We start from the raw sequence: 22,803 nt of genomic DNA on the forward strand, positions 1-22,803 counted from the left end.
TACCTATCAAGCCTTGATGTTCTTCAGGTCAATACGCACCACACTTTCGCGCTTGCTGGCTTTGTACTGCGGAGTGGAAGGAGCTTTAACGGTGACGTACAACTGGCTATCCGGGCCCAGCTCCAGGCTGTTGGGGTTATCAGGCAAGTTGTATTGCGCCTTGATCGCATAGCTGCCGCCATCCAGCACAGACACTTTGCCTTGCTCGCGGTGAGTCAAATACAGCTCGTCGCGATCAGCGTTATACAAGACATCCATGGCATCCCCCACCGGCAGTTCCTGCAGCAATTTGCCGTTGCGGGCATCCAGCACATACACGGTTTTCTGGTCTTTGGTCTCGGTCACGTACAGACGATTGCGCCTGGAATCCAGCGCAAAATTCAAGAGCAAGGCGGGTTTGGCGCCAGCCGGTTTCCAGCGCTGTTCGATCTTGTTGGTTTGGGTATTGATCACCATCACTTCGCCGTCGCCATTGGCGGCATACAGACGATGCGATCCCGAATCTATCAGCAGACCGGTCACCCATTTGCCTGCGTTTTCAATGGTGTCGATCAGTTCCAGATTACGATCATCCAGCACCCAGATCACGGCCGGCGCACCTACGGCCCCCACATACACACGGCCTTGCTGGGGGTCGTGACGAATCGTGCGCGGCCCCATTTTGGTGTCATCAAAACTGGTATTGCTAAAGCGGACTCGCTCCAGGCTCCCGTCCGCTTTCAGCTCAACTTTGGAGACGGCAGCAGCCAGACTATTGGTGACGTACAGGGTGTCGCCCGACGCGTTCGTCGCCAGGCCGAAGTTACTTTCATCGGTATAAATCGTCCCCTTTACATCCAGAGTGATGGGGTCCAGTTTATAGATCACACCTCCCCGAACCGAAGGCGCACGCTCTGCCGAGGCCACATACAAGGACTTATCAAACGGGCTGTAAACCGTTTGATAAACCCCGTAAGCCAGATCCTTGCGTAAAGCCCCTTCTGCCGTAATTGACGTCTTTTGCGCCAGCTCCGGCGTCAAGGGCAGCGAGATCACCTCGGACGACTGGGTATGGGCAAGAGATCCGGCACTTAGCAAAGCGGCAGACAAGACAGACAAAGCAAGGCGACGTGTGAACATTTCAATATCCCGTGTTAGAAATAGAAGTGATTATCATTTGTATTATTACATTAAGCACTTCCATGCTCAAAATCGGGATATCCCTGCACCTTAAGGAGAAACACGCGGGACTAAATCAGCCGCTTCCCTATCCCCCACTTGACTGCCCTCGCTACAATATCGACTCAGCCGCCTTCTGGGCGGCCTTGTTGTTGAATTCCCTGACCTGTACTGCGCTATGACTTCTGCTGCCGATCTGTCCGCCCACACGCCCATGATGCGTCAATACCTTCAGCTCAAAGCGGAGGCTGGCTCGCATCTGCTGTTCTATCGGATGGGGGACTTCTATGAGATGTTCTACGCCGATGCCGAACGCGGCGCACGCCTGCTGAACCTGACGCTGACCAAGCGCGGTTCCTCCAACGGCGAGCCTATCCCCATGGCTGGTGTGCCTTTTCACGCCATGGAAGGTTATCTGGCGCGTTTGGTGGCCTTGGGCGAATCCGTCGCCATCTGTGAGCAGGTCGGTGACCCGGCTGCCAGCAAAGGTCCGGTCGAGCGCAAGATCATGCGTGTGGTCACCCCCGGCACACTGACGGATGACGCCTTGCTGCCTCCCAAGGCAGACCGCCTGATCGCCGCCTGCACACTGATCAAGGTGCAACGTCAGGAAATGGTGGGGCTGGCCTGGATGAACCTGGCCAGTGGCGAGTTTCTGGTCAGCCAGTGCGAACCCGACATGCTGGATACGGAGCTGAATCGTATCGGCCCGGTAGAACTGGTCTATCCCGAATCGCTGCGCCCTGCCCCGGAACTGCCGCAAGCCAGTTGCCACACCCTGCCGGATTGGCACTTTGCACAGGACGGTTCACGCGAAACCTTGCTGGACCATTTTGACCTGGATTCTTTAGCCAGCTTTGGTCTGGACGATCTGCCTGCGGCGACGGCGGCAGCCGGAGCCTTGCTGCGTTATGTCGGCAGCACACAATCTCAGTCCCTGGTCCACATCACCGCTATCCGTGTTCAACACAGCTCGGACTTTCTGGTGCTGGATGCCGTCACGCGCAAGAATCTGGAAATTACCGAAACCATTAGCGGTGAAACCAGCCCAACCCTGTTCTCCACACTGGATCATTGCCAGACCCCCATGGGCAGCCGTTTGCTGCGCCGCTGGCTGCATCACCCCTTGCGCTTGAACCACGCCGTTCAGCAGCGTCAGGATGTGGTGTCCCTGTTCTTCCAAACCCAGCAAAGCGCCAGCTTGAATGCAGGCGATCCTTTGGGTGTGCTGCGCCATGCCCTGCGCCGCTTCCCGGACCTGGAGCGTATTGCCACGCGTATTTCGCTACGCAGCGTGCGTCCTCGGGAGCTGGCCAGCTTGCGCGATGCGCTGGTGACACTGCCTGAACTACGTCGGGAGCTGGAACAGAACTTTGCTCAGTCTGAACACTTGCATGGGCATTTGTTAAGTCTGGCTCTGGACCCGGAGCTGGCTTCCTTGCTGCAGTCTGCCATCGCCTCCGAGCCCGCCTTGCTGATACGCGATGGTGGTGTCATTGCCGATGGCTACGATGCGGATCTGGACGAGCTACGCAGCCTGGCCAGCGATAGCGGCGATGTGCTGGTGAAGATCGAAGCCCGCGAACGCGAGCGCACCGGCATTGCTACCTTGCGCGTCGAATACAACCGTGTGCATGGTTTCTTTATTGAAGTCAGTCGCGGTCAGGCCGACAAGGTCCCCGACGACTACCGCCGCCGCCAGACACTGAAAAATGCCGAGCGCTTCATCACGCCTGAATTGAAAGAGTGGGAGGACAAGGTCCTGTCCGCCAAGGACCGCAGTCTGAGCCGCGAGAAGTTCCTGTTCGATGAATTGCTGGACAAGCTGCAAAGCTATGCAGGCCCCTTGGCCTTGTGCTCCAGCGCACTGGCCGAACTGGATACCCTGTCCTCCCTGGCCTTGCACGCACTGGACAATAATTGGGTCGCCCCCGAGCTGACCGAGCAGGCTGGTATCTGGATTGAAGCAGGCCGTCACCCTGTGGTGGAGCACAGCATCGAGCGCTTCACGCCCAACCATTGTGAAATGCACGCGCAACGTCGCATGTTGCTGATTACCGGCCCGAATATGGGCGGTAAATCCACTTATATGCGTCAGGTTGCCCTGATTGCCTTGCTGGCCCGCATCGGTAGCTTTGTACCGGCAAGCACAGCCCGTATTGGTCAGATCGACCGCATCTTTACCCGTATCGGTGCAGCGGATGATCTGGCCGGTGGCCGCTCTACCTTCATGATGGAAATGACCGAAGCAGCTGCCATTCTGGCCGGTGCTACCCCCTACAGCCTGGTGCTGATGGATGAAATTGGTCGCGGCACCTCCACCTATGATGGTCTGGCCCTGGCCTGGTCCATCGCGCATCGCCTGCTCAGCCACAATCAGGCACTGACCCTGTTTGCCACGCACTACTTCGAAATCACGCGCCTGCCCAACGAGCTGCCTGCGGCGGCCAACGTGCACTTGGCCGCCGCAGAATCGGCCTCCGGCATTGTGTTCCTGCACGAAGTTCAGGAAGGCCCCGCCAGCCGCAGCTACGGGATTCAAGTTGCACAACGTGCCGGCATTCCCTCTGCGGTCATCCGTCAGGCCAGTCGCGAGCTAAGCCGTCTGGAAGCACAAAACGATCCTAGCGCACAGTTGGATTTGTTCAATGCAGGCAGCGCTCCGGAAGCCACGGTCGCCGAGCCTGACCCAACCACAGAAAAAGCACTGGACTTGCTGGATCAGTTCAAGCAACTGGATGTGGATGACCTGAGCGCACGCGACGCCCTGGATTTGCTGTACCGCTGGAAAAAAGAGATGAAGGCGGCGGGTTAAACAGTCCTGAAGGGAGCCCAAGAGGCTCCTTTTTTTATGTGGTTTTCCGAGGACCGTTGGCGAGCAGATCGACAATCAATCATTCTTAGACCCCTACCGTGAGTCAATCACTCTATATCGCGAGTATTTCTCTGGATTCTTTGCGCTGGATACGCCTGATACGCAGGCTAGCCATACACCGGGACAGGCCGGATCAGTTAAGCTACGGGCTAATTTAATTCTTGTTCGGGCAGTCCATGACTATCGACCAGCCATTGACCCTTTTGGGCGGCATCAGCGCGCATGAGTTCATGCAAACCTACTGGCAACGCAAACCTTTATTGATACGCGGCGCCATTCCTAATTTCAAGCACTCGCTGAGCATAGACAATATCCGCGAGCTGGTAACGCGTGAAGAAGTCGAGTCGCGTCTGATCATCCATGACGGCGAAGACTGGGAAATGGAAACCGGGCCTTTTGACGAGCTGCCACCCGCCTCGCAGCCCAACTGGACCGCCCTGGCGCAAAGCGTGGATCTGCACGACGACAACACCGCCGCCCTGATGCGTCAGTTCCGCTTCATTGGCGATGCCCGTCTGGACGACGCCATGATCAGCATTGCTTCAGACGGCGGTGGCGTAGGCCCACACTTCGACAGCTACGATGTGTTCCTGCTGCAAGCTCACGGCAAGCGTCACTGGCGTATCAGCCAGCAAAAAGACCTGAGCCTGGTGCCCGACCTGCCCTTGAAGATTCTGCGCAATTTCCAGGTAGAAGAAGAGTTCACGCTGGAACCCGGCGACATGCTGTATCTGCCCCCGCACGTGGCACATGACGGGATTGCAATTGGCGACTGCATGACAATTTCCATCGGCTTTCGCTCGCCTACCCAGGCAACGCTGGCCCGTGGTTTGATGGATGCCGCCTCGGATCAGTTGGCCGCCGCCAGTGGCGAAGGCTTTGGCTTGTATGCCGACCCACCGATGCCCATGCCCGAGAGCCTGCAGCAGCGCTACACCGACCCGGATGCCCAGGCCAGCACCACACCTGCCGCCTTGCCGGAGAAGCTTGTTCAGAAGTCGCTGGATGCCTTGAACGCCATTCGTTTTGACGAAGCATTGGCCTCACGGTTCCTGGGCGTCTGGCTGACCGAATTGCCCAGTAATAGCTGGTTCGACATTGCCGAAGACCCGGTTGATCTGCATGACCCCGAGCGGCCTGCAGGCCGCTTGGCTTTGGATCGCTGCTCGCGCATGATGTATCGCGGCGATGAGCTGTATATCAACGGTGAGGTCGCCTCCTGCCCCGCCAGCCCGGCCCTGAAACAACTGGCTGACCAACGTGAACTCTTGATCCCCGGCGACAGTTTCGAAGCCCTGGATGAAGATGAGCGCGAAATGCTGAATGCCTGGCTGGATGACGGCTGGCTGCAGTTCAAGGAAAACTGAGCACTGAGCCACTAACTCTGGCGAGTTCAGAAAAAAAGCGGGGCAGCTTGCAGGCTGCTTCGCTTTTTTATTGCTAACACCTCAGGAATCGAAAAACCGATACATTTGCCGGTTGCAGTTGCAGTTGCAGTTGCAGTTGCAGTTGCAGTTGCAGTTGCAGTTGCAGTTGCAGTTGCAGTTGCAGTTGCAGTTGCAGTTGCAGTTGCAGTTGCAGTTGCAGTTGCAGTTGCCACAGTATTATTCACGCCATCCAGCAAGAAAAAGCATTATCATGAACAACGCGATTCACAAGACGAGCAATCCGTCATAAAGCCACCATTAGTGGCTTTACAGCCCAGCTTCAATCCAGCTCGGGCCACATTCAAAGTCACGTAGCCACCCCGCTCAATCTAGTCAGGCACCTACCCAACTCAAAAGTGGTCTGCCCTACATCCACAAAGCGTCCTATCTGGCCAGTCCATTTAATCGCTATAAATAGTGCTCGTTTGTCATCTCTCCTTTTGGAAAGCGCAGAGCACTATGTCTACCTCCCGATCGACCTCATCCTCTCTAGTCAGCGACCTGATCCCGCCTATCGTGGCCGGTCTGATCTCGGTCATCGTCAACTACGGCGGCACCTTTATTCTGGTTTTCCAGGCCGCCAAAGTAGCCGGCCTCAGCCCTGAGCTGACCGCCTCCTGGGTCTGGTCAATTTCCATTGGTGTGGGTGTTACCGGTTTGCTCTTGAGCTGGGTTTCGCGCGAACCCATCATCACCGCCTGGTCCACGCCCGCCGCTGCATTTCTGGTTACGGCTCTGGCCACCACGCCATATGAAGAAGCCGTCGGCGCCTACCTGATCTCGGCAGCGGCCTTTGTGGTCCTGGGCCTGTCCTCCTACTTCGAGCGCCTGATCCGTCTGATCCCAAACGGCATCGCTGCCGGTCTGCTGGCCGGCATTCTGCTGCAATTTGGCATTGGCGCATTTGGCAGCATGACACTGGACCCGAAACTGGCAGGTCTGCTGATTCTGGCCTACCTGATCATCAAACGCTTTTCCGCACGCTACGCAGTGGTAGGCATTCTGATCCTGGGCCTGAGCTTTCTGCTGCTGGAGCATCGCGTAGACCTGAGTGGTCTGAAACTGGAACTGGCCGCGCCGGTATTCACCATGCCAGTATTCACCCTGAATGCCTTGCTAAGCGTCGCCTTGCCCTTATTCCTGATCACGCTGACCGGCCAATACATGCCCGGCATGCTGGTCCTGCGTAACGACGGTTTTCGTACCAGTGCCAACCCAATTGTCTGGGTGACAGGACTGGGTTCGCTGATCATGGCTCCCTTTGGCTCCCATGCCATGAACGTAGCCGCCATTACCGCCGCTATCTGCACCGGGCCAGAGGCGCACCAGGATCCCTCCAAACGCTGGGTTGCCGGGATTGCCGCCGGTGTGTTCTACATTCTGGTTGGCGTTTTTGGAGTAACCCTGGCCGCTGTGTTCATGGCCTTCCCTGCAAGCTTTATCACCACGCTGGCGGGATTGGCTTTGCTGGGCACCATTGGCGGCAGCCTGGCGGGAGCCATGGCAGACGTCAAATCGCGTGAAGCAGCCTTGATTACCTTTTTGGCATCAGCCGCCAATATCACTCTGTTCGGGATTGGCGGGGCTTTCTGGGGACTGGTGATCGGTCTGCTGGCGTACTTTATTTTGAATGGGAAGTTGCCGCAGCGAAAAACGGAAAAGCTGGGTACTGAGGGGCTTCCGGCGGCGTCTGATGCTCGGTAACTCATAAAAACCTATTCAGGCCAGAACAGAGTTTCTGGCCTGAATGGCAAAAACATTCCCCTTGCCCATGCAGGATTACTGCCTTGAATACCACTGATTTTATTGTAAAAACTAGTCACAAAAAACCCATCAATAAGCACTATAAACCTTCAACTTAGCCCTACTGCAGGCAAAAAACCCTGTAAGAATTAATAGACACAATCTATTGACTGCCTCTTCCACGCTCAAGTGCTAGCCTGCGCTGGCTTTGATCTTCAGGAAACGGTGTCATGTTTGGCGATTTCGATCTTGCGTCACCCTATGCGGCTTATGCCCGTCTTCGTCAGGGGCCGCCTTTGGTTTGGGATGCGGATTTCTGCGGTGGGGCGTGGTTAGTTCATAGGCACAGCGATGTACAAGCTGCCCTGCGCAATCCCGATTTAAGTGTGCGGCGTGTTGGCGGGTGGGTGGCCCAGGCTGGCGCTGATCCTTCCCCTCGTTTGCAAGCCTTCAAGGGCTTGATGGCCAGGACACTGGTCTTTCTGGACCGCCCCCGTCACACACGCGTCAGACGAGTAGTGAATGCCGCTTTTAGTGCGAAGGCTTTGGAAACCCTGCACAGCACGATTGAGAAGCGCGTTGCGCACATCCACCTTGAGTTAAAAGCCAAGCTGCGGCACGGCTCTGCAGATCTGGTTGATGAGGTCTGTCGCCCGCTCCCCGCCTTGGTCATGATGGACGTGCTCGGCTTGGAGCAACTGCCTTTGTCTGTTTTTCAGGCCTGGTCAGAGCAACTGGCAGGTTTTATCGGACAAGCCACGCCGGACATGCCTTTGCTGAGAAGCTCCCAGGACGCCTTGCTGGATATGGCTGACTTTCTAGGCAACAGTGCCAATCTGCAAGGAGGCGGGTTGGCCTGGCGGCTTTTGCATGATGAGCAGCTTTCCCTTCAAGGCAGACGCGAGCGCTTGGCACAGTCCTGTATGTTGCTCTTTGCAGGCTATGAAACCTCCCGGCATCTGCTTAGCTCCCTGTTTCAAGCACTGCTGGCCGACTCCACAACGCTGCAGGACTTGCTAGCGAATCCGCAGAAAATTCCTGCCGCGATCAAAGAGGTGCTGCGTCACGACAGCCCGATTCAGTACACGGCCAGACGTTTGATGCATGACCAGCACTGGCATGGTCAGCATTTGCGCAAGGGGCAGTTGCTGCTTTTGCTCTTGGGCGCTGCCAACCGCGATCCGGCGGTGTTTGCCAATCCCGACGATCTGGACTTCAGCCGCAACAATCAGGCCGAGCTATCCATGGGACACGGAATTCATCATTGCCTGGGAGCCGGTTTGGTGCAGCTGGAAGCCAAGCTCGTACTTGAGCAATTCCTGCCTTTGCTCCCTCGCCTGCAATGGACGCAAGGTGAGCGTATTCGGCTCCCCGCCTATCGGGGCTGGAACCGCTTGCCGGTTCAATACCGGGCGGCACAGTCATGAGTGCTTTTCTCGTTCATCTGGATCAACAACTGGAAACTTTGAAGACCAGGAAACTGTGGCGCCAAAGAGCAATCAGCCGCCCCTTGCCAAACGCCCATATCGAACGCAATGGCCAGGTCTTGCTGAATTTCGCCAGCAATGACTATCTGGGCCTTAGTCAGCATCCACAACTCAAACGGCTAGAAGCACAAGACGTCGCCGGAGCGACGGCATCCCCGCTGATTTGTGGGCATCATGCGCTGGCTGAAGCACTGGAGCAGGAGCTGGCAAAATGGAGTGGCTTCGAGGCCAGCCGTCTTTTTGTCAGCGGTTATCAAGCCAGCCTGGGCGTGATTCCTGCGCTGGTCGGAACGGGCGACACGATCTTTTGTGACAGGCTTAACCACGCCAGCCTGATTGATGCCAGCCGCCTATCCGGCGCTCGTTTACGTGTCTATCCCCATAGGGATATGGCACGGCTGGATGATTTGCTCGGCAGGCCAACACCAGGCTTCAAACTGGTGATCTCGGACAGCCTGTTCAGCATGGACGGGACAATAGCCCAGGTCGATGAGCTGATCGCCTTATGCGAACGCCACGATGCCTTGCTGTATCTGGACGATGCACATGGTCTGGGAATTTTGGGTGAGAACGGACGCGGAGCGCCTGAGCATTTCCAGCTCACGACCACGCAGCGGCGACGTCTTATTTATCTGGGGACGTTTGGCAAGGCGGCCGGTCAGGGTGGTGCATTTATTGCCTGCTCCCGCAAGCTGGCCGACTGGTTCACGCAATCCGCCCGCAGCTATGTGTACAGCACCGGCTTGGCCCCGGCGCATTGTGCGTCCTTGCTGGCCTGTCTGCAACTGATCAAACAAGCCCAGCCCCAGCGGACCTTGTTGAAAGAGCATATCCAGACGCTGCAAACCTTGAACCAGGATCTGCCCTGGCGTCTAGCTCCCTCCGATACGCCCGTGCAAAGCCTGTTGATTGGCGAGGTAGAACCTGCTTTGCAACTGGCCGAAACCCTCCTGCAAAAAGGTATTTGGGCACCGGCCATACGCCCGCCTACCGTTCCCCGCCATCAAGCCCGATTACGCATATCCCTGTCTGCCGCCCACCGGCAACAGGACATTGAAAAACTAGTCCAGGCACTACATGAAGCCGCCCACTCTTTACGGTGATTTGCCATGAACTCAAACTCCTTTCCCCCTTTGGCCCAACGCAGCCTGCAAGCGGTCTGGCATCCTTGCACTCAGATGCAGCATCACGATCAAGGCGTGCCGCTACTGGCAATCAAACGCGCCCAAGGCGCCTGGCTTCATGATGCCGACGGCAACGCCTATCTGGACGCCATCAGCTCCTGGTGGGTGAATCTGTTTGGCCATAGCCACCCGCATCTGGTGCAAGCCATTAGCGATCAGGTTCAGCAACTGGATCACATCATGCTCTGCGGCCTGACCCATGAGCCGGTTGTGCAGCTTTCCGAACGCCTAGCCATTTTGAGTGACCATCGTTTAGGCCATGCTTTTTATGCCAGCGACGGTGCTTCCGCGGTTGAGATTGCCCTGAAGCTGAGCGTGCACTACTGGCGCAACCAAGGCCAGGAACACAAGCACCGCTTTGTAGGCATCGCGCAGGGATACCACGGCGAAACACTGGGTGCTCTGGCCGTGACCGACGTGCCCTTGTTTCGGGAAAACTACGGCACACAGCTGGGCCAGCAATACACCGCAGCCAGCCCCGATCTGCGTCAAGCCACTAGCCCGGACGAACACACGCAGGTCACCGAAAACGCACTGCACTCGCTGGAGCAGATTCTGGATGGTCATCAGGACATTGCCGCCGTCATTCTGGAGCCGCTAGTGCAATGTGCGGCTGGCATGCACATGCACTCCCCCGACTATCTACGCGGCGTGCGCGAGCTGTGTGACCGCTATCAGGTGCATTTGATTCTGGACGAGATTGCCGTGGGTTGCGGCCGTACCGGCACGTTCTTTGCCTGCGAGCAGGCCGGTATCTGGCCTGACCTGCTGTGCTTGTCCAAGGGAATTACCGGCGGCACGCTGCCCTTGTCCGTAGTGCTATCCAGCCCCTCGATTTATCAAGGGTTTTATGACCAGGACTTGCGCAGGGGCTTTCTGCATTCCCATTCTTATACCGGCAATCCCCTGGCCTGCCGAGCCGCGCTGGCCACGCTGGACTTGTTCCAGCAATACCCCGTCTACGAGCTGCAAAAAACGCTGGGACAAGCTCTTGATGAAGGTTTGCATAGACTGAACCGGCACTATCCCAAGATGCAGCATCTGCGCCGCTGCGGGGTAATCTGGGCCTTTGATCTGGACACAGGCCCAGCTCGCTACGATCACCAGGGCTTTGCCCGGCGCTTTTACCGCTCTGCTTTGCAGCAGGGATTGATGCTACGCCCTATCGGCAATACGGTGTACCTGATGCCCGGCTATCTCTGGGGCACAAAAGAGGTGGAGCATTGCCTGCATGGGCTGGGTCGTCTGCTGAAGGAATACGCATGAGGGCCTGCTTTGTGACGGGCACCGATACGGAAATTGGCAAAACGCTGGTCAGCTCGGCTTTACTTCATTTACTAAGCCAAAGCGGCGCACGCACGCTCGGCATCAAACCCATTGCTTCGGGGGCCGTAGAGGTAGAAGGACGTTTACAGAACGAAGATGTGGATGCACTGGCGCGGCATTCCAGCCTGAAGCTCGCTCCCGAAACCCTGACACCGTACTTGTTTAAGCCCGCTGCGGCACCCCATATTCTGGCTGAACAAGCAGGAATCGAAATAGACCCGGCTCTGATCAAAAAAACGATTCAAACAGTGGCGAAGCAGGCCGATCATGCAATCGTTGAAGGAGTAGGAGGCTTCATGCTGCCCTTGGGGCAAGGACGGACAGGCGTAGATTTAGCGCAAGCCTTGCAACTACCTGTGGTGCTGGTTATCGGTCTACGTTTGGGTGCCTTGAATCACGCTTTGCTGACGGCTCAAGCCATACGCGCCAGCGGCTTGAACTTGCTGGGCTGGGTCGCCAACCACATAGGACCGGAGATGAGTTATGCCCAGGAGAACCTGCAAACGCTGCATGACTATCTGCCGAGCCCTTGCCTGGGCGTCATTCCCAGATTGGAAGCCACAACACTGGATGAGCGTATCCAGCAAGCAGCGCAATATCTACGCTCGCCATGGGGAGATAAGAACTAGGCGCTTTGCACAAGACTTATAGAAAGTAGCTACCTACGCTACCCAAAAATGCCACTCCCAACAGCAGACACACGGCGCCACCCAAGGCAAAGCGCAAGGCCGAGTTAGTGGACCAGGCGTCCAAACAGCTATTTAGCAAACGTTGACGCCATGTCCCCGACCCTGCCGCGCCTGCGGCTTGCCAGGAGTTTGCACGCAAACGACTCAGATGCTCTTCGCTGATTCCATCCATGGCTTCCCACTCCAGCTTCCAGCGCAAGAAGGCGGCCTGATGCTCGGGATCAATGGACAACCAGGCCCGGAAAGCAGACTGGCTGCGGGCATCATTCTGATGTTTGGGGTCGTGCTGTTTGAGCAGCCAGCTCAAGGCCTGCTCATCAATGTGCTGCATGTGTTCGTCCTTAGACATACGAACCAGCAGGACGCGGCACTGCCCCGTCCGCCCGATTGAGCGGTGCCGGATTATGGCGGCACGCCAACATGGCCATGCGGATATAGTGCTCAACCACTTGAGGGCTGGTACCCATGCGTGTCGCAATTTCTTTGTAGTTCAGGCCCTCGAAGCGATGCAGCACAAAGGCTTCACGACGACGGCGAGGCAAGGCCTCGATCATGGCCAGCATACGAGCACCCGGTTCAGAAGGAGCGTGAGCAGAGGCTTGTGTGCCACGCAGCATACGCAGGCAAAAACTTAAACCGTTACGGCAAAACGATTTCAGCATGGGCCACTCCCTAAAACACATCAAATGATAATGGTTCCTATTATCTTTACTGTTTTAGAGAAAGTCCAGCCCTGCTCAAGAAAGATTAACTCTGCTCACAAAATAAAAGATGGCCCCTCTCAAGTCTCTGCCAAAGAAAGGCTTTGCACCATTTCAGGGAGCACCGCAATCCAGGCGCTACAAACAGAGCGCAGCGCAGCCTGGAAAAGAGACTGTGTCCTTTCAGGAAATGCCCCCAATGACCTCTTCTTCTGTAAAGGGAAAGCCAGCGCTAATCGCGCTGACCTCGCCAGATTCCTGGCCTCTGTTGGCTCCTCTTCGACAAGAGAAAGAGAGCCAAAGTAACTCAGAACGGAGCTAGTGCATAAAAAAAGCCCTGGCATGAAACCAGGGCTTTTTCCAGACGGCCCACAGGCCGACTCAAAACAATCAGTTGCCGGGGCGCAGATTGGTAGACAGCACATTGATGATGCGCTTGGCTGTCGGCGTGGTCTGCTCCTGACCTTGCTGATCCAGCACCGTTACGCGAGTGCCAGCACCTTGGGCGCTCAGCTTGATGCGGAAGGGTGTGGCTTCGGCGGTGTTGCGGCTGCCGAAGATGCGGCCAATGATGTTTTGCTGCTCGATCTTCTCGCCGGTATCCGAATCCAGATAGCGGATGAAGAACTCGCCAGCGGAACGGTCACGATCCTCAACCGAGAAACCGGCGGAGTCGATGGCTACGCCAACACGACGCCATGCACGATCAAAGGACTCGTTCAGCATCAACTCAGCCTGATCGCCCTTGTCCGACGCCTGGACCTGAACGCTGGAAGGATCCTTGGAAGCGTTGGCTACTTGTTCACGTGCTGTTTCAATATCCGAGCCCAGGAAGACCATCATGCGAGCCAGCATGGCCGCATTCAGACCTGGATCTTCTTTGGCGAACACCCATTTAAAGGCGGAACCGTCTGCCGTGGGTGTTTCTTCCATGTGCTGGTGGGACACATAGATTTCGGTTTTGTTGCCGACACGCTCAAAGCGGGTACGGAAGCGGTCACGTTCGCCGCTATCAAAGACCTGGTCAATGATGGAACCCAAGGCACTGCGTATCCAGCTTTCTGGAATCTTGGCACGGTTTTCAGCCCAGTCGGTCTGAATCAAGCCGGCACGGGGATCCTGGGACTGAATGGTAAAACCATGCTCACCCCAGAAATCGACGATGCGGGGGAACAGGTCTTCCACGGGGCGGTCTACGACCAGCCAGCGCAGATCGCCATCGCGCATCACCTTGATGGCATCAGACTGAGGCAGGATCGTATCGGCACCGCCCTTGGCCTGCTGCGCGGTTTGACCTTGCGAGTAGACCGAGTAAGACGTGGCACCTTCTGGCGCACGGTAATGTGCGTCGCGGTTGGCCTGGGTCAGATCCGGCGGAATGCTCAAGGGATCGCCTGCTACCGTACTCTTGTAATTAACCGACTCGCCCTGGCCCATAATCTGGTCCATCGTCGAGCAGCCCGACAGCACCAACAGGCTCAAAGACAGCCCGATCAGGCTTTTATTAACTGGCTTTGCAATCATGGAAGAAGATCCGCAAGTTTCAAAGATTGACGCAGCAACTCGTGATGCTGTGCATTTAACGGCGTCAATGGTAAACGATATCCCAGCTGAGTAAGGCCCATTTCTGCAACTGCCCATTTCACGGGGATGGGGTTAGCCTCAACAAACAGGTTCTTGTTCAGACCTGCCAGATAGGCATTCAAACGGCGTACCGTCGGTACGTCCATATCCAAAGCGGCCTGGCACAACTGGCTCATCAGGCGTGGGGCCACGTTGGCCGTCACGGAGATATTGCCTTTGGCGCCCAGCAAGATATACGAAGCAGCGGTAGGATCATCGCCGCTGACCACTATGAAATCTTCGGGGGCATCACGCAGCAGCAAGCCGCCACGAGCCAGATCGCCCGTTGCGTCCTTGATACCGATGATGTTGGGGATTTGAGCCAGACGCAGCACGGTGTCGTTCTGCAGATCAGCCACGGTACGACCCGGCACGTTGTACAGGAACTGCGGCAGATCCACCGCTTCTGCAATGGCGCGGAAGTGCTGGTACATGCCTTCCTGAGTAGGACGGTTGTAGTAAGGCACCACCGACAAACCGGCGTCTGCACCCACTTCCTGGGCGTGACGCGACAGTTCGATGGCCTCGCGAGTGGAGTTGCCACCCACACCGGCAATCACGGGCACACGGCCAGCCGCGTGTTCAACGGCTACCTTGATCAGTTCAGCGTGCTCATCAACCGACACCGTGGGCGATTCGCCCGAGGTTCCAACGACCACCAGCACACGCGTTCCTTCCTGAATGTGCCAGTCGATCAGCTTTCGGTAAGCGGCAAAATCCAGACCCCCATTGGGATCCATGGGTGTAACAAGGGCAACCATGCTGCCCTGAAAATTGGAAATAGCAGAGTCCGAACTTGCCATGATGAGATGAATCTCCGGGTTTAAGGCCCTATAGCCGAAAAAAAATATGACTCACAAGTTTAACGGATAAGCCGTTAAATCATAAGAACCATTTCAATATGCCTTCGCCCAGCGCAATCAAGGGACTCATCAGGGTCCACAGTACGCCGGTAAACATCAGCAGGATCAAAATGACCATGCCATAAGGCTCGATACGAGAATAATGATAGGCCAAACGATTAGGCAATAGACTAAATACAATGCGCCCGCCATCCAAAGGCGGCAAAGGCAGCAGATTCAGTGCCATCAGAACCAGGTTGACCTGCACACCGGCCACCGCCATGCCCATCCAGAAGCGGCTGTCACCCTGCCCGATCTTGACCATCAAATGGGCATACAGAACCCACAAGATAGCCATCAGCATATTGGAGGCCGGTCCGGCCAGAGCAACCCAGAGCATGTCGCGCTTGGGATTGCGCAGGCGGCCCCAATCCACAGGGACGGGTTTAGCCCAGCCAAACAGAATGCCGCCCATGCCCATCATGGCGCTGGACAGCAACAGCACCGCCGGCACCACAATCGTGCCGATAGGGTCGATATGACGCAGTGGGTTCAGGCTGATGCGACCGGCCAGCATGGCCGTCGGGTCGCCAAACATGCGGGCGACGTAGCCGTGGGCAGCTTCATGCAGCGTAATACCGAAAATGACTGGTAAAGCATAGACCGTCAAGGTCTGTATAAAAGAGTCCATGGTGATCCTTGGTCCAGGCCGGGGACTTATCCCCTACTTTTTCAAGACGATAAGTCGCCTGTCATCAGCCTGTCTGATTGGGACAGCGAGTGCTGCCCCAAGGTTCAGAATTGAAACACGGATAGGCACCTGGACGCGAGTTTTGTGCAAGCCCGCAGATCAGGACAGGCCCAAAGTGGCAGGATCACCCGAGCCACGACGCAACACCTCCGGCGTAGGGCCGGTCAGATCGATCACGGTAGTGGCCTGCAAGGGGCAAGGCCCACCATCGACAACCGCCGCCAACTGATGGGCATAACGGTCCAGAATTTCCTGGGCGTCGTTCAAGGGTTCGTCTTCGCCCTCAGGAATCAGCGTGGTGGAAATCAAGGGGCTGCCGACTTCTTCCATCAGGGCCAGGGCCACTTTCTGGTCGGGCACCCGAATACCAATGGTTTTGCGCGAAGGGTGCGACACGCGGCGCGGCACTTCCTTGGTAGCTTCCAAAATGAACGTCCACGGGCCAGGGGTGGCCATCTTCAACAAGCGATACTGCGGGTTATCCACTTTGGCAAAGTGGCTGATCTCGGCCAGATCACGACACAGCAAGGTCAGATGATGACGATCATCCAAACCACGCAAACGACGCAGGTTGTCAGCGGCGGACTTGTCATCCAGGCGAGCGACAACGGCATAACTGGAATCGGTAGGAATGGCGAGCAGCCCTCCTTTCGCCAATAGTTCGGCTGCTTGAGCCAATGCGCGGGGTTGAGGATTTTCGGGATGAACGACGAATAATTGAGACATTTCGCGCTTCCTTGCTATTACGAGGGGAAATCATTAAACCTGAGTCACGCTCTAACCGGCAAGACCGGAGCAAGACTCAGGGTCGAAGTATTCTTGCACGAGTGTTGCATTCTTTAAAAAAAGCATGCTAGAATACATTTTTTACTTCACAGCCCACCTTGATGTAGGCCGGAAGCAAAAAAAGCAGTAAACAGTGGTGACCGTAGCTCAGTTGGTAGAGTCCCGGATTGTGATTCCGGTTGTCGTGGGTTCGAGCCCCATCGGTCACCCCAGAAATTTACCGCTTCCAAGGTTTTGCAACTCTCCTTAAATGGTGACAAGACCAGGAACTGGAAAAAACATACTTGAAAGCCCGCCACGCAGCGGGCTTTTTTGCGTTTGTTCATCGTAACAAGTTTGCCGCCTTCGCACACCCCACGCAAGTTCAGGCTGGACAATAAACTGTGTTTGATTGTGAACCCCAGGCCAGTCCTGGCTTTCGCCTGCGACCCAGCCCTTCGAGTTGGCAGGCCCGCACAGCAAAAGCCCCTCCCCCATCAAACACCCGGCATTTCAGCCCGCCTCCTCTGTAATAGAAACTGGCACAAAACCACGCTTTCTTATACTCTAATCTGTCCCATTTTCTGGAAGTTTGCTGATGACACTCGGTTTCCCCTGCTGGGATCAGGCACCCGTCAATTGGGACTGGCTTGCACAGGATGAAGATGGCCAATGGTTCTGGTATGGCGTCCAGCCCTCGCCTGGCATAGGCGGTGGCGTATGGCGCTCTCCCTCCCGCCTGCAACAGTTTGCCGCCCGCGGCGAACCGAACCCGTCCTGGATGCACAGCCTCTACCAACGCCCGGACCTGCCTGACAAGAACCGTAGCACCTGAACCCATGCAAGAGCATCTGATACACCTGCGCTCCCTGCTGCACGATTACTGGCCGCATCTAGCCTTGGCGCTCAGCGTGATACTGGGCGCTTCAGCGGCCATTCATGCCGCCATGACCAAAAATGATGTCCGCGCCGCCATCAGCTGGGTGGGCGTCATCATCATGTCGCCCCTGCTCGGGCCATTCCTGTATTTGATTGCCGGGATCAACCGCGTACGCAGACAAAGCCTTCTGGAACAAAGTGCAGACGTGTTCTATGAACAGGTCACCTATCTGCACCCTCCCGTCTCGGACATTGGTGCCCTGGTCGGCGCACCGTTTCGCTCTTTGCAAATTCTGGGTGACCGCGTCAGCCGCAGTCAACTACGCAATGGCAATAATGTGCGCGTTCTGGTCGGCGGCGATCAGGCTTATCCTGCCATGCTGGAAGCCATTGATCAGGCCCACAGCACCATTGCCTTGCAAAGCTATATCTTCGATAGCGATCGCCTGGGGCGTGAATTTGTCAGCGCCCTGTCGCGCGCCCATCAACGTGGCGTGCAGATTCGTGTGCTGGTCGATGCCATCGGGGCGAAATATTCGCGTACGCCCATTGTTCGATTGCTGCGCCGCGAAGGCATACGCTGCGCTTTGTTCATGACCAACCCCCTGGGCTTTCTGCGCATGCCCTACGCCAATCTGCGCAGTCACCGCAAATTGCTGATTGTGGATGGCACGGTAGGTTTTACCGGCGGCATGAATCTGCGTGAGTCCTTTATGGCGCAGTACAGCGACGGCAAGCCCTCTCAAGACACCCATTTCCGCCTGGAAGGCCCGGCAGTCATGCAATTGCTGGCTTCTTTCCGCCACGACTGGCAGTTCACGACTCGCGAAGATCTATCGCCCGCTTACTGGCATGCCAGTTCCTCGCCCGCCCCCAGACCTCACGTTCCGGCTCGCTGCATTGCTTCGGGCCCGGACCGTTTCATGGCCAGTACCCACCATATGCTGCAAGGGGCGTTTGCCATTGCCCAGCGCCATATCCGTATTCAGTCTCCCTACTTTCTGCCCGATCAGATTCTGTTGGGTGCCTTGAACACCGCCGCCCGACGCGGCATTCAAGTGGATATCGTCATCCCCGGGCAAAACAATCTGCGCCTGGTCAATTACGCCATGACAGCCCAACTGGATCAGGTGCTGCGCGCAGGCTGCCGGGTCTGGCGCGCCAGCGGCCCCTTCAACCACTCCAAGCTCATGACGATTGACGGAGTCTGGTCTTATATTGGTTCGTCCAATCTGGACCCGCGCAGCTTGCGATTGAACTTCGAGCTGGACGTAGAAATCTACAGCCGCGACACGGCCCGCCAAATCCAGAACCTGATTGATCTGGAAATTGAGGACGCCGAAGCCGTCAGCCTGGAGTCCTTAAGTTCAATCGGCTTTGGCAAGCGCTTGCGCAACCGCCTGATTTGGCTGGCCAGCCCCTATCTGTAATGTGTGCGCACCTGAAACTGCTGCAAGCTTCAAGAAAGCCCCTGGCTTGCACAATCTTTCAATCCGCTTGCGCACCCACCCTTTATAATCAAGCGCTTAAACGGTCTACACAGACAGGCGTGCCGTTCCAAAACAGACTTGAGCGCCATTAAAAAAACAATGTCCGAGCTTCCTTATTCCGACCTGGCCCAATGGGCCGCCCACCATCTGGAAAACCGCCCTCCCCGAGCCAAGTCCCTGGTCATGACCTTGTTTGGCGACGTGATTCGCCCACATGGCGGCAAACTTTGGCTAGGCAGTTTGATTCAGTTGCTGGCCCCCTTCGGGATCAGCGACCGACTGGTGCGCACCAGCGTGTACAGGCTGGCCGAGGAGGGCTGGCTGAGCGCGCAGCGCGAAGGGCGACGTAGCCAGTACACCTTGCGTCCCGAAGCCAGCCAGCGCTTCGAACACGCGTATCAACGCATCTACACCCCGACCTATCTGGCCTGGGACGGGCAATGGACGCTGATCTTCAGCATGCCCAGCTTGATGATGAACTCCAAGCAACGGGCAGACCTGCGCAAGGAACTGCTGTGGGAGGGCTTTTGCGCCTTGTCACCCACCGCTTTCCTGCACCCCAACCCGGATCACACGATTCTGGATTACATCCTGCAGGCGACACAGGCGCAGTCGCAGGTGTATGTGGGCAAGCTGGAACCTTCCCAACTGCCGCAAACCCGCCCTCTGTCCCAACTGATTCAGGACAGCTGGGATCTGGCCCAGGTGGCCAGCGGCTACGGTCAGTTCATCCAGCGCTTTGCGCCCGCTCTGGCCATGCTGGATGCAGGCCATGACTATAACGACGAGCTGGCCTTTGTGATTCGCACCCTGCTGATTCACGAGTTCCGCCGTATTCAGCTGCACGACCCTCAACTGCCTATTGAGCTGCTGCCAGCAGGCTGGGCAGGGAAACAGGCTTATGAGCTGTGCCGGGATGTATACCGTCAGGTCTGCGGCAAGGCCGAGCGCTATATTCTGTCCACCTTGCGGGCCGAGGATGAACAGGCACCGGAGGCCGCCGCCTACTTCTACGAGCGTTTTGACGGCCTGCCCGTCCCGTCCGAGACTCAGGCCTGAAGCTGAATCCCTGAATAGAGAGACTGACTGCTGTGTGCTTGATATCCGCAGCACACGACCAGCAGTACTGACCGCAATAGCTGTATGGGCAAATAAAAAACCCGGTGTGATCTGAATCACACCGGGTTTTTTTGCGCCCTTAACAATCAGGCTCAGGCACGGGCAAACAAGCCCGGCCTGTCAGAGCAGATTAGTGCGCAGACGCTGCTTCTGCACCCACACCCGTCTCGGAGCGTACCGACTGAGCCTCGAAACCGGCACGGTCGATCTCGGCACGTGGACTACGGTCAGTGATCGAGAAGAACCAGATCGCCACGAAAGCCAAAGGCATGGAGAACAGCGCTGCCGACGCATAAGGGAATGGCGAAGAGCCGGCTGGATTGCCCAGCGTAGCTTCCCACACCGAAGGCGAGAGCAAGGTCAGCAACAAGGCAACGATCAAGCCCAGGAAACCACCAATCGTGGCACCACGTGTCGTGCAGCCTTTCCACAGAATGGACAGGAACAGGACCGGGAAGTTAGCCGAGGCAGCAATCGCGAAGGCCAGAGACACCATGAAGGCGATGTTCTGCTTCTCGAAAATAATACCCAGCAGCACGGCAACCACACCCAGGATCAAGGTGGTAGTGCGCGATACACGCATGACTTCCTCGTTCGTGGCTTCGCCCTTCTTGATCAGCGTGGAGTACAGGTCGTGCGACACGGCGGATGTACCGGAGAGCGTCAAACCAGCCACCACAGCCAGAATCGTGGCAAACGCCACTGCCGACATAAAGCCCAGGAACACGTCGCCACCAACAGCATCAGCCAAGTGCACAGCGGCCATATTAGAACCGCCAATCAGATCGCCGCCAACTTCCAGGAAGCGAGGATTGGTGGACACCAGCACGATAGCGCCGAAACCAATAATGAAGGTCAGGATGTAGAAGTAACCAATCCAGGTGGTTGCCCAGAACACGGATTTACGTGCTTCTTTTGCATCAGGCACGGTAAAGAAACGCATCAGAATGTGTGGCAGACCAGCAGTACCAAACATCAGAGCCATACCGAAGGAAATCGCGCTGATAGGGTCCTTGATGAAGTTGCCGGGGCCCATGATGGCTTGACCAATTGTGGAGGCCTGGACAGCATCTTTACCGGCTGCAATAGCGGCATCTGTCTTGACCTGCACAGCCGCAGCGAACAGTTTTTCTGGCGAAAAACCATACTGTGCCAGCACCATGATGGCCATGAAGGAAGCACCGAACAGCAGCAGGCCAGCTTTGATGATCTGCACCCAGGTGGTGGCTGTCATGCCGCCAAACAGCACGTAGACCATCATCAACACGCCCACCAGCACCACAGCCACCCAGTACTCCAGACCAAACAGCAGCTTGATCAACTGACCGGCGCCTACCATCTGTGCGATCAGATAGAACAGAACCACAACCAGCGTGCCCGAGGCGGCAAAGGCGCGGATAGGACCTTGACGGAAGCGGTAAGCGGCTACGTCAGCAAAGGTGAATTTGCCCAGGTTACGCAGCTTTTCTGCCAGCAGGAATGTAATGATGGGCCAGCCGACCAGAAAGCCGATGGAGTAGATCAGGCCATCGTAGCCGTTGATCATCACCGCCGCCGAAATACCCAAAAAGGAAGCCGCAGACATATAGTCACCGGCAATGGCCAGGCCGTTTTGAAAGCCTGTAATACCGCCACCTGCCGTGTAAAAGTCAGAGACCGACTTGGTGCGGGCAGCCGCCCATTTGGTAATCCACAAGGTCGCCAGCACAAAGACCGCAAACATGCCGATGGCGGTCCAGTTGGTCGGCTGCTTTTGCAGCTCGCCCAGATCGCCGCCAGCTGCCAGCAAGGCAGGACTGGCCAGCATCAGGCCCAGAGCCAGGCCGGAACGAAGGTAGGAATGCTTCATTTACGCACCTCCTCAAGGACGTCCTTGGCCATTTGGTCAAATTTGGTATTGGCGCGCCAGACATAAATGCCCGTAATGACAACAGCCAACACAATGACTCCAAAACCAATAGGAATACCCAGGGTCATGACGCCATCACCCAAGCGCTCTGCAAACAATTCCTTGTCGAAAGCAATAATGCCGATGTAACTGTAGTAAGCCACCAGCATGACGATGGTGAGTATCCAACCCAGCCGCAACCGAGTCTTGACCAGATTCTGATAGCGAGGATTGGCCGTAATCCGACCTACAAGGGGGTCTTGCATAGTTTGTCTCCGCATTGTTCTGAACGCCTTATTTTGCTGGCGTATCTTATTGAACCGGCCCAGCCCGAAAAGGCTGAAAACGGCGCTATGAAGACGCCTGCCGACGTCTATGCGGTGAACATTAGAGCCCGACACTTACACCATACTTACTAAATGCATCGGCTCAGGGTAATGCCTAGGAGCAGAAAAGCACGCAAGAAAAAGGGGAGTAAGGTTGGCGCGGGTGGAGGGGTTCGAACCCCCGGCCCCAGGCTTAGAAGGCCTGTGCTCTATCCAACTGAGCTACACCCGCCAGGTGATGGTGGCATCGTCAAAACCGTCAGGCGATGCAAGGTCCGAGATAACGGTCCGTAAGGAATAAGGACCGAATTCAAGGCCCATTTTTTGTAAAAAAACAGACCTGAAAAGGACAATCGAATATTCTAGCCTGAAAATCTGTTTTAGATAAGCAGCACTCTGGTCAGAGTGTCAATACTGTAAGAAAAATAATTATAGGTAGTATTTTTAGTCGCAAATGGTACAGTCGTGTACGGATTAACCCGTTTTCCTGGACTTTTCTCCATGCCGACCAAAAAGAAACTAAGTAAGCA

The 22,803-nt window shown here is 56.3% G+C and carries 20 protein-coding genes and 2 tRNA genes; 11 read left to right on the top strand and 11 right to left on the bottom strand.

Features of this window, described 5'->3' with window-relative positions; genetic code table 11:
• Nucleotides 1-6 precede the first annotated feature (6 nt).
• Nucleotides 7-1,119, bottom strand: coding sequence for a YncE family protein (locus tag M2Q46_RS09290; protein ID WP_302357118.1), 1,113 nt, complete (start codon nt 1,117-1,119; stop codon nt 7-9).
• 217 nt (nt 1,120-1,336) lie between these two features.
• On the opposite strand from M2Q46_RS09290, the gene mutS reads away from it, so the two are divergent.
• Both mutS and M2Q46_RS09300 read left to right on the top strand, forming a co-directional pair.
• Nucleotides 1,337-3,973, top strand: a complete 2,637-nt coding sequence (gene mutS, locus M2Q46_RS09295; protein ID WP_022983514.1) for a DNA mismatch repair protein MutS — start codon at nt 1,337-1,339, stop codon at nt 3,971-3,973.
• 236 nt (nt 3,974-4,209) lie between these two features.
• Nucleotides 4,210-5,400 carry a cupin domain-containing protein gene (locus M2Q46_RS09300; RefSeq protein ID WP_302357119.1) on the top strand — a complete coding sequence of 397 codons (1,191 nt, stop codon included), beginning with the start codon at nt 4,210-4,212 and terminating at the stop codon, nt 5,398-5,400.
• A gap of 26 nt (nt 5,401-5,426) precedes the next feature.
• Here the strand turns inward: M2Q46_RS09300 and M2Q46_RS09305 are convergent, their stop codons facing one another.
• On the bottom strand, nt 5,427-5,645 hold the full coding sequence (locus M2Q46_RS09305) for a hypothetical protein (RefSeq protein WP_302357120.1): 219 nt from the start codon (nt 5,643-5,645) through the stop codon (nt 5,427-5,429).
• Nucleotides 5,646-5,919: 274 nt separating this feature from the next.
• Here M2Q46_RS09305 and M2Q46_RS09310 point away from each other — a divergent pair, with 274 nt between their 5' ends.
• The 5 genes from M2Q46_RS09310 (at nt 5,920) to bioD (ending at nt 11,829) form a co-directional block, all read left to right on the top strand.
• The gene (locus M2Q46_RS09310) at nt 5,920-7,164 is read left to right on the top strand and encodes a benzoate/H(+) symporter BenE family transporter (protein ID WP_115634127.1); all 1,245 of its coding nucleotides are present in this window, start codon (nt 5,920-5,922) and stop codon (nt 7,162-7,164) included.
• Between the two features lie 269 nt (nt 7,165-7,433).
• Nucleotides 7,434-8,630 carry a cytochrome P450 gene (locus M2Q46_RS09315; RefSeq protein ID WP_115634128.1) on the top strand — a complete coding sequence of 399 codons (1,197 nt, stop codon included), beginning with the start codon at nt 7,434-7,436 and terminating at the stop codon, nt 8,628-8,630.
• On the top strand, nt 8,627-9,793 hold the full coding sequence (locus tag M2Q46_RS09320) for an 8-amino-7-oxononanoate synthase (protein WP_302357121.1): 1,167 nt from the start codon (nt 8,627-8,629) through the stop codon (nt 9,791-9,793). Before M2Q46_RS09315 ends, M2Q46_RS09320 begins: the two co-directional genes overlap by 4 nt.
• 6 nt (nt 9,794-9,799) lie before the next feature.
• Nucleotides 9,800-11,140 (top strand): adenosylmethionine--8-amino-7-oxononanoate transaminase, encoded by a 1,341-nt coding sequence (gene bioA / locus M2Q46_RS09325; RefSeq protein ID WP_239055205.1) that lies wholly within the window; start codon nt 9,800-9,802, stop codon nt 11,138-11,140.
• Complete coding sequence (bioD, locus tag M2Q46_RS09330) at nt 11,137-11,829, top strand: dethiobiotin synthase (RefSeq protein ID WP_302357122.1); 693 nt, start codon at nt 11,137-11,139, stop codon at nt 11,827-11,829. Before bioA ends, bioD begins: the two co-directional genes overlap by 4 nt.
• A 16-nt stretch (nt 11,830-11,845) precedes the next feature.
• Here bioD and M2Q46_RS09335 read toward each other — a convergent pair whose 3' ends face one another.
• From M2Q46_RS09335 to M2Q46_RS09360, 6 genes are all read right to left on the bottom strand, one after another.
• Complete coding sequence (locus M2Q46_RS09335) at nt 11,846-12,220, bottom strand: DUF4880 domain-containing protein (protein ID WP_302357123.1); 375 nt, start codon at nt 12,218-12,220, stop codon at nt 11,846-11,848.
• Between the two features lie 10 nt (nt 12,221-12,230).
• Nucleotides 12,231-12,551: a sigma factor-like helix-turn-helix DNA-binding protein gene (locus tag M2Q46_RS09340; protein WP_083054060.1), complete on the bottom strand. Its 321-nt coding sequence runs from the start codon at nt 12,549-12,551 to the stop codon at nt 12,231-12,233.
• Nucleotides 12,552-12,980: 429 nt separating this feature from the next.
• Entirely contained in the window at nt 12,981-14,114 is a 1,134-nt protein-coding gene (gene bamC, locus M2Q46_RS09345) for an outer membrane protein assembly factor BamC (protein WP_009457893.1), read from the bottom strand.
• Entirely contained in the window at nt 14,111-15,016 is a 906-nt protein-coding gene (gene dapA, locus M2Q46_RS09350) for a 4-hydroxy-tetrahydrodipicolinate synthase (protein WP_009457899.1), read from the bottom strand. Before dapA ends, bamC begins: the two co-directional genes overlap by 4 nt.
• A 79-nt stretch (nt 15,017-15,095) precedes the next feature.
• Nucleotides 15,096-15,746: a site-2 protease family protein gene (locus M2Q46_RS09355; RefSeq protein ID WP_022983510.1), complete on the bottom strand. Its 651-nt coding sequence runs from the start codon at nt 15,744-15,746 to the stop codon at nt 15,096-15,098.
• 159 nt (nt 15,747-15,905) lie between these two features.
• Nucleotides 15,906-16,532 (bottom strand): L-threonylcarbamoyladenylate synthase, encoded by a 627-nt coding sequence (locus M2Q46_RS09360; RefSeq protein WP_009457902.1) that lies wholly within the window; start codon nt 16,530-16,532, stop codon nt 15,906-15,908.
• Nucleotides 16,533-16,728: 196 nt separating this feature from the next.
• Here M2Q46_RS09360 and M2Q46_RS09365 point away from each other — a divergent pair.
• The 4 genes from M2Q46_RS09365 to paaX all read left to right on the top strand — a co-directional run bounded on the left by M2Q46_RS09365 (nt 16,729) and on the right by paaX (nt 19,999).
• A tRNA-His gene (locus M2Q46_RS09365) sits at nt 16,729-16,804 on the top strand.
• Between the two features lie 365 nt (nt 16,805-17,169).
• Entirely contained in the window at nt 17,170-17,406 is a 237-nt protein-coding gene (locus tag M2Q46_RS09370) for a hypothetical protein (RefSeq protein WP_022983509.1), read from the top strand.
• Nucleotides 17,407-17,410: 4 nt separating this feature from the next.
• Nucleotides 17,411-18,880 (top strand): phospholipase D-like domain-containing protein, encoded by a 1,470-nt coding sequence (locus tag M2Q46_RS09375; protein WP_026485269.1) that lies wholly within the window; start codon nt 17,411-17,413, stop codon nt 18,878-18,880.
• A 159-nt stretch (nt 18,881-19,039) separates the two neighbouring features.
• Complete coding sequence (gene paaX / locus M2Q46_RS09380; protein ID WP_022983507.1) at nt 19,040-19,999, top strand: phenylacetic acid degradation operon negative regulatory protein PaaX; 960 nt, start codon at nt 19,040-19,042, stop codon at nt 19,997-19,999.
• A 190-nt stretch (nt 20,000-20,189) separates the two neighbouring features.
• On the opposite strand, the gene M2Q46_RS09385 is transcribed toward paaX, so the two are convergent.
• The 3 genes from M2Q46_RS09385 to M2Q46_RS09395 all read right to left on the bottom strand — a co-directional run bounded on the left by M2Q46_RS09385 (nt 20,190) and on the right by M2Q46_RS09395 (nt 22,505).
• Nucleotides 20,190-21,908, bottom strand: a complete 1,719-nt coding sequence (locus M2Q46_RS09385) for a cation acetate symporter (RefSeq protein ID WP_035270945.1) — start codon at nt 21,906-21,908, stop codon at nt 20,190-20,192.
• Nucleotides 21,905-22,213 carry a DUF485 domain-containing protein gene (locus M2Q46_RS09390; RefSeq protein ID WP_009457917.1) on the bottom strand — a complete coding sequence of 103 codons (309 nt, stop codon included), beginning with the start codon at nt 22,211-22,213 and terminating at the stop codon, nt 21,905-21,907. The genes M2Q46_RS09385 and M2Q46_RS09390 overlap by 4 nt, the downstream gene beginning before the upstream one ends.
• Nucleotides 22,214-22,428: 215 nt before the next feature.
• Nucleotides 22,429-22,505: transfer RNA gene (locus M2Q46_RS09395), tRNA-Arg, on the bottom strand.
• Nucleotides 22,506-22,803: the final 298 nt, after the last annotated feature.

Origin of the sequence: Alcaligenes sp. YSL9 (genome assembly GCF_030515105.1) — a bacterium.
GTDB lineage: Bacteria > Pseudomonadota > Gammaproteobacteria > Burkholderiales > Burkholderiaceae_B > Alcaligenes > Alcaligenes phenolicus.